Source organism: Nocardia sp. JMUB6875 (assembly GCF_041154655.1).
Classification (GTDB): Bacteria; Actinomycetota; Actinomycetes; order Mycobacteriales; family Mycobacteriaceae; genus Nocardia.
The window spans coordinates 21,626-28,222 of record NZ_BAAFGR010000110.1 but is presented as its reverse complement, the minus strand read 5'-3'; the positions used below and the strand labels follow the sequence as shown (position 1 = coordinate 28,222).

5 protein-coding genes are annotated in these 6,597 nt (G+C 68.9%); 4 read left to right on the top strand and 1 reads right to left on the bottom strand.

Translation table 11 applies throughout. The features are described 5' to 3' along the window. Positions 1 to 159 precede the first annotated feature (159 nt). The 4 genes from ACAM49_RS25830 to ACAM49_RS25815 all read left to right on the top strand — a co-directional run bounded on the left by ACAM49_RS25830 (position 160) and on the right by ACAM49_RS25815 (position 5,047). The gene (locus ACAM49_RS25830; protein WP_369638151.1) at positions 160 to 1,536 is read left to right on the top strand and encodes a phosphomannomutase/phosphoglucomutase; all 1,377 of its coding nucleotides are present in this window, start codon (positions 160 to 162) and stop codon (positions 1,534 to 1,536) included. Positions 1,537 to 1,609: 73 nt separating this feature from the next. After that, on the top strand, positions 1,610 to 2,788 hold the full coding sequence (locus ACAM49_RS25825) for a tobH protein (protein ID WP_369638150.1): 1,179 nt from the start codon (positions 1,610 to 1,612) through the stop codon (positions 2,786 to 2,788). Continuing rightward, positions 2,788 to 4,017, top strand: coding sequence for a mannose-6-phosphate isomerase, class I (manA, locus tag ACAM49_RS25820; protein ID WP_369638149.1), 1,230 nt, complete (start codon positions 2,788 to 2,790; stop codon positions 4,015 to 4,017). Before ACAM49_RS25825 ends, manA begins: the two co-directional genes overlap by 1 nt. 103 nt (positions 4,018 to 4,120) lie before the next feature. After that, positions 4,121 to 5,047 (top strand): cation diffusion facilitator family transporter, encoded by a 927-nt coding sequence (locus ACAM49_RS25815; protein ID WP_369638148.1) that lies wholly within the window; start codon positions 4,121 to 4,123, stop codon positions 5,045 to 5,047. Positions 5,048 to 5,057: 10 nt separating this feature from the next. On the opposite strand, the gene ACAM49_RS25810 is transcribed toward ACAM49_RS25815, so the two are convergent. Next, a complete protein-coding gene (locus ACAM49_RS25810; RefSeq protein ID WP_369638147.1) occupies positions 5,058 to 6,539 on the bottom strand; it encodes a phytoene desaturase family protein in 1,482 nt (493 codons plus the stop codon). Between the last annotated feature and the right edge of the window lie 58 nt (positions 6,540 to 6,597).

Here is a 6,597-nt window from a genome sequence, read left to right as displayed (position 1 = left end):
CCGCCCCCCAGCGCCCCACCCGTCAGGGGCGCACCGGCCGGCGAGGCCATCTACGCGTCCTACCGGATCCCCCGAACTGACGTCGCCCCCTGGGAACGATCACCGGACATGGACGGCTCCGAATACGGCTCGGGTGCGAGTGCTACTAGGGTGTCCTTTATGACAGTCGCCCGGTCCGCCGAGTCCGTTCAAGCAGTCATCAAGGCATACGACGTTCGAGGAGTGGTCGGCGAGCAGATCGACGCGGATTTCGTCCGCGACGTCGCCGGGTCCTTCGCCCGGCTGATGCGCGGCGAGGGCGCCTCCCGCATCGTCATCGGACACGACATGCGTGACTCCTCACCGGAACTGGCCGCCGCCTTCGCCGACGGCGTGCTCGCCCAGGGACTCGATGTGGTGCAGATCGGACTGGCCTCCACCGACGAGCTGTACTTCGCCTCCGGCCACCTGGACTGCCCCGGCGCCATGTTCACCGCGAGCCACAATCCGGCCAAGTACAACGGCATCAAGCTGTGCCGGGCCAAGGCGCTGCCGGTCGGACAGGACACCGGTCTGGCCACCATCACCGAAGAGGTCATCGCCGGCGTCCCGGCTTTCGACGGCCCGCGCGGCACCGAGACCCGCGAGGACCTGCTCCAGGCCTACGCCGCCTTCCTGCACAAGCTGGTCGACCTGAGCGGTTCGCGCCCGCTGCGCATCGCCGTCGACGCGGGCAACGGCATGGGCGGCTTCACCGTCCCCGCCGTGCTGGGCACGCTGCCGCAGTTCACGGTCGAGCCGCTGTACTTCGAACTCGACGGCAGCTTCCCCAATCACGAAGCCAATCCACTGGATCCGAAGAACCTGGTCGATCTGCAGGACTACGTCCGCAAGACCGGCGCGGACATCGGCCTGGCCTTCGACGGCGACGCCGACCGCTGCTTCGTGGTGGACGAGAAGGGCGACCCGGTGTCGCCCTCGGCCATCACCGGCCTGGTGGCCGAGCGCGAGCTGACCAAGGAGCCGGGCGCGACGGTCATCCACAACCTGATCACCTCGAAGGCCGTGCCGGAGTTGGTGACCGAGCTCGGCGGCACCCCGGTGCGCACCCGCGTCGGCCACTCGTTCATCAAGCAGCAGATGGCGGCGACCGGAGCGATCTTCGGCGGCGAGCACTCCGCGCACTACTACTTCCGCGACTTCTGGGGCGCCGACTCCGGCATGCTCGCGGCCCTGCACGTTTTGGCGGCTTTGGGCGAGAAAGAGCGCCCGATGTCGGAATTGGCCTCCGCGTATGCAACATACGCGTCCTCCGGAGAGATCAACTCAACAGTGGCGGATGCCAAGGAGCGCACCCAGGCGATCCTCGAGGCATTCGGCAAGCGAGCGAAATCGGTCGATCGGCTGGACGGCGTGACGGTTCAGCTGGCCGACGGCGCGTGGTTCAACCTGCGCGCCAGCAATACCGAACCGCTGCTGCGGCTCAATGTCGAGGCGCGATCGCAGGACGATGTAGACGCACTCGTAACCGAGATCCTGAGCATCGTCCGCGCCTGACTGGAATAGTGGAATCACAGAGCTTGGATTCACCAGCGTCTGGTGACCCGATGAGGGGAGGTGGCAACGCCCGATGATCGCTGGGACACCGGTAATCGACCTCGATGACGTCGCCTCGCTGGAGGCGGCGGACGCCGGGGGTGCTTTACGTTCTGCCGCATCAGGCGGAGCCCAGGTACGGGCGACCGCCGCGGCGCTGGCCGAGGACGCGTTGGGCCGTTTGACCGATCTGCGGCCCCGCAGCCTCGTCCTGGTCTCGGGCAGTGGCCGCGCCGCGCGCGCCGCCTCACTGCTCATCGCCGCCCTCGGCAACAGCACGAGTATGCCGCTGGTTCAGGCGACTTCGATCCCGCCGTGGGTCGGGCCGCTGGACGTCGTCCTCGTGGCCGGCGACGACGCGGGCGACCCGCGCCTCGCCGAAGCGGTGGACCGAGCACTTCGACGGGGTGCCGAAGTGGTCGTGGCCGCCCCCGACGAGGGCCCGATCCGCGCGGCCGCCGCCGGCCGCGCCACCATCCTCGCGCCCCGGGTACGGGTGCTCGACCACAATCGCATGCTGCGCTACCTGTCCGCAGGGCTGGCGGTGATCACCACCCTCGACCCGCACCGGACCGGCCCGCTGGTGCCCGAATTGAACGCTCTCGCAGACCTGCTCGACGAGGAAGCACTGCGCGACGGCCCCCAGAACGAGGCCTTCCACAATCCGGCCAAGACCCTCGCCACCCGCATGTACCAGCGCAAGCGCATGCTGCTGGCCGGCGATTCCGCCGCCGCGTCGGTCGTCGCCGAACACGGCGCCGAGGTGCTGCTGGCCACGGCCGGGCAGATCGTCGCCGGCGTCACCCTGCCGGAAGCCGTTGCCGCGCACGGCCGGCTCGTCGAGGCCGCCGGTGTCGCCGCGCCCGGCTTCGACCCGCTCTTCCACGACGAGGAGCTCGACGGCCCCGCACCGGTGGAGCAGATCCGGATCTTCGTGGTGAGCGCCGATAATGACGAGGTGGCCGGACGCCGCCGCTTGGCAGTCTTCGGCTCCGACGCCGGGTTGGTGGACGCCGACCTGGTCACGGTGGATACCGAGGTGCCGCGTGCGCCCGTCGGAGAATCCGGCCAGCCTGCCCCCGCTGCCCAGGGCAGTGAAATGGAAAAGCTTGCCGTGCTGGCGCTTCGGCTGGAAATGGCCGCCGCCTATCTTCGACTACTCGGTTCCCGCCCGGCCACCGGACCGGGACACTACGACGGGGGCAATTACTAGTGCACGAACTCGTTGGTGCGCTGCGTTCCTACGCTTGGGGTTCGCGCACCGCGCTCGCTCAGCTGTGCGGCCGACCGGTTCCCTCCGCACACCCGGAAGCGGAACTCTGGTTCGGCGCACACCCCGCCGATCCGGCGCGCGTCCAGATCAACGGGCACAGCGAATCGCTGCTCACGCTGGTCAGCTCCGACCCGCAGCGCGAACTCGGCTCGGTCGCGGGCGAATTCGGCGGGCGGCTGCCGTTCCTGCTGAAGATCCTGGCCGCCGAGGAGCCGCTGTCGCTGCAGGCGCACCCGAGTATCGAACAGGCGCGCGCGGGTTTCGCCCGGGAGAACCAGACCGGCGTCGCCATCGACTCCCCCATGCGCAACTACCGCGACGAGAACCACAAGCCCGAACTCGTGGTGGCCCTGGGCCGCTTCGAGGCGCTGGCCGGTTTCCGCGATCCGCGCCAGACCGTGCGGCTCTTGAACGCCCTCGACGTCCCCGAACTGAGCCAGTACGCCGAACTGCTGGCGGCCCAGCCGGATTCGGCGGGCCTGCGCACCCTGTTCACCACCTGGATCGCACTCCCCCAGGCCAGCCTGAGCACCCTGCTGCCCAAGGTCCTCGACGGCTGCGTGCGCTACCTGTCCGAGGCCAAGACCGGCGGCACCGGCAAGGAATTCGTGCCCGAGGTGCGCACCGCCCTGGAGCTGGCCGAGGCCTATCCCGGCGATGCCGGGGTGCTGGCGGCGCTGCTGCTCAATCGCATCACCCTCGAACCCGGTCAGGGCCTGTTCCTGGACGCCGGGAACCTGCACGCCTACCTGCGCGGCGTCGGCGTCGAGATCATGGCCAACTCCGACAATGTGCTGCGCGGCGGGCTCACCCCGAAGCACGTGGACGTGCCCGAGCTGCTGCGGGTCCTGGACTTCGAGCCGCTGGACCTGCCGATCGTGGAGGCGGAGGCGGTGTCGGACACCGTCTTCCGCTATCACACCCCCGCCCCCGAATTCGCGCTCAGCCGTTTCGAACTGGCCGAGGACGCGGACCCGGTCCCCGTGGTGCAGTCCGGTCCGGTGATCGCGCTGGTCACGCACGGGCGGGTGCGGATGCTCCAGGGCAACCACGACCTGATCGTGGAGTGCGGGCACGCCGCGTGGATCTCGGCGGCCGATGGCGGCATCCGCGCCCAGGCCGTGGACGGACCCGCGCAGTTGTTCTGCGCAGCGGTGGGCGAGGATTAGCGAGCGAACGGTAGGCTCTCCCGGTCAAGCGTGTTGGACAAAACGGACATCGGTTCGAAGTAGTTCGAAGTAGTGAGCACAGTTCGGGAAGGGGCGGTTTCATTTGTCTGCGGGCGGCGGTAAGAAAGCCATCCTGGCGGCGCTGAGCGCGAACGCCGGTATCGCGGTGGCCAAGTTCGTCGGCGCGGCCATCACCGGCTCGGCCTCCATGCTGGCCGAGGCCGTGCACTCGGTGGCCGACACCTCCAACCAGGGCCTGCTGCTGCTGGGCCAGCGCCGGGCCGAGCAGGAAGCCGACGAACTCCACCCCTTCGGCTACGGCCGCAACCGCTACTTCTACTCCTTCGTGGTCGCGCTGGTGATCTTCGCGCTCGGCTCGCTGTACGCGATCTACGAGGGCATCCACAAGATCCAGCACCCCGAAGAGCTGTCCCACGCGATCGTCGCCGTCATCATTCTCGGCCTCGCCATCTGCCTGGAGGGCTACAGCTTCATCACCGCCATGCGGGAATCCGCGCCGCTCAAGGGAAACGCGAGCTGGTGGCGGTTCATCCGCAACTCCCGCAATCCGGAGCTGCCGGTGGTGCTGCTGGAGGACACCGGCGCGCTGATCGGTCTGATCATCGCCTTCGCGGCCATCGGCCTGACGATCATCACCGGCGATCCCATCTGGGACGGCATCGGCACCCTGGCCATCGGCATCCTGCTCGGCATCATCGCCGTCATCCTCATCATCGAGATGCAGAGCCTGCTCATCGGTGAGGGCGCGACCCCCGAAGAGGACCGCAAGATCCGCACAGCCATGGTCGACAACGAGCACATCGACCGCGTCATCCACCTGCGCACCCAGTACCTCGGCCCCGAGGAAATGCTGGTCGCCGCAAAGGTTTCCATCATCCCCGGCCTCGAGATCGCCGATATCGCCGCCGCCATCGACGACGCCGAAGCCCGCATCCGCGCCGAAGTCCCCTCGGCCCGAGTCATCTACATCGAACCGGACCTCTACCGAACCCAACCGGTCCAGCAGTAACCACACACGCTCAAATGCGCCAGTGGTCCGTCAGGAGTTCGAGCGGATCGGTGAGAACGCCGAACTCCTTGCGGAGGGCGTGGCGGGCGGCGTAGTAGCCGTTCATGCCGTGCACGCCCGGGCCGGGCGGGGTGGCGGAAGAGCAGAGGTAGACGCCGGGTAGCGGAGTCGAGTAAGGATTCCAGCGCGGCGCCGGCCGAAAGATGGTCTGGCGCAGCGTCATCGCACCCGCCGAGATGTCGCCGCCGATGTAATTGGCGTTGTGGGCTGGCATGCGGGCGGCGGTGCGCACATTGGTCGCCAGGATGAGGTCGCGGAAGCCCGGGGCGAAGCGTTCGACCTGGGCGGTGATGGCCTCGGTCATGTCCTCGGTGGAGCCGTTGGGCACGTGACAGTAGGTGTAGAGAGTGGCCTGACCCTGCGGCGCGCGCGTCGAGTCGACGACACCCGGCTGGATGGCGAGCACGAACGGACGCTCGGCGAGTTTGCCCGCGGCGACGGCCTTTTCGGCGGCCACCGCCTCCTCGCGGCTGCCGACCAGATGCAGTGTCCCCGCCCTTTCGCAGCCGTGCGCCTCCCACGGCACGGGCCCCGAGAGCGCGAAGTCGACCTTGCAGGCCGCGCCGCCGTAGCGGAACCTGTTGAGCGCGAAGCTGTATCGCGCCGGCAGCGTCGCGATGCGCTGCAGTTCGGCCGGAGCGGTGTCGAGCAGCACGGCTCGAACATCGGCGAAATCGTCGAGCGAATCGACCCGGTGCCCGGTGATGATGCGCCCGCCATGGGTTTTCAGATCATCCGCGAGCGCATCGATGATGGCCTGGCTGCCACCGCGCGGCACCGGCCAGCCGCGCACATGCGCCAGCGTCCCGAGCAGCATGGCGACGCCCGCGCCCGGAAAGCTGCGCGGCGGCCGGATGGCGTGCGCGGAGATGCCGGTCAGCATGGCCGGGGCGAGGTCCTCGCGGAAACGCATGTTCCACAAGGGCGTTGCCTGTTCGGCGATCCGACGCAGCAGCCGCAGTTCGATGCCCGGATCGATGCGCAGCAACCCCGTCGGATCGAGGGGCGGATGCCGCAGATCGGACATGATCAGCCCGACCAGGTCCTCCCATTTGCGCACCAGCGGACCGAACAACCGCTGCCAGGAACGGCCGTCGCGCCCCAGCCCGTCGACCGTGTGCTCGAGATCCTGCCAGGCCAGCCCCGCCCGCCCGCCGTCCAGCGGATGCGCGTAGGACACCTGCGGGGCCAGCAGTTCCACCCCGTGCGCCTTCAGATCGAAGGCCCGGAAGAACGGCGAGGCCACCGCCATGGGATGCGCCCCCGCGCACAGATCGTGATGAAACCCCGGCAGCGTCACCTCGGCCGTGCGGCAGCCCCCGCCGATGGCGTCGGAGGCTTCGTACACCTCCACCCCGAGCCCCGCCCGCGCCAGGATCACCGCCGCCGCAAGCCCGTTGGGACCCGATCCGACCACCACAGCGTCAGCCATGACCTCAGCCTAGGCCGGACCGCCGACACCGCGGCGCAACCGTGACGAAGCCGACCGG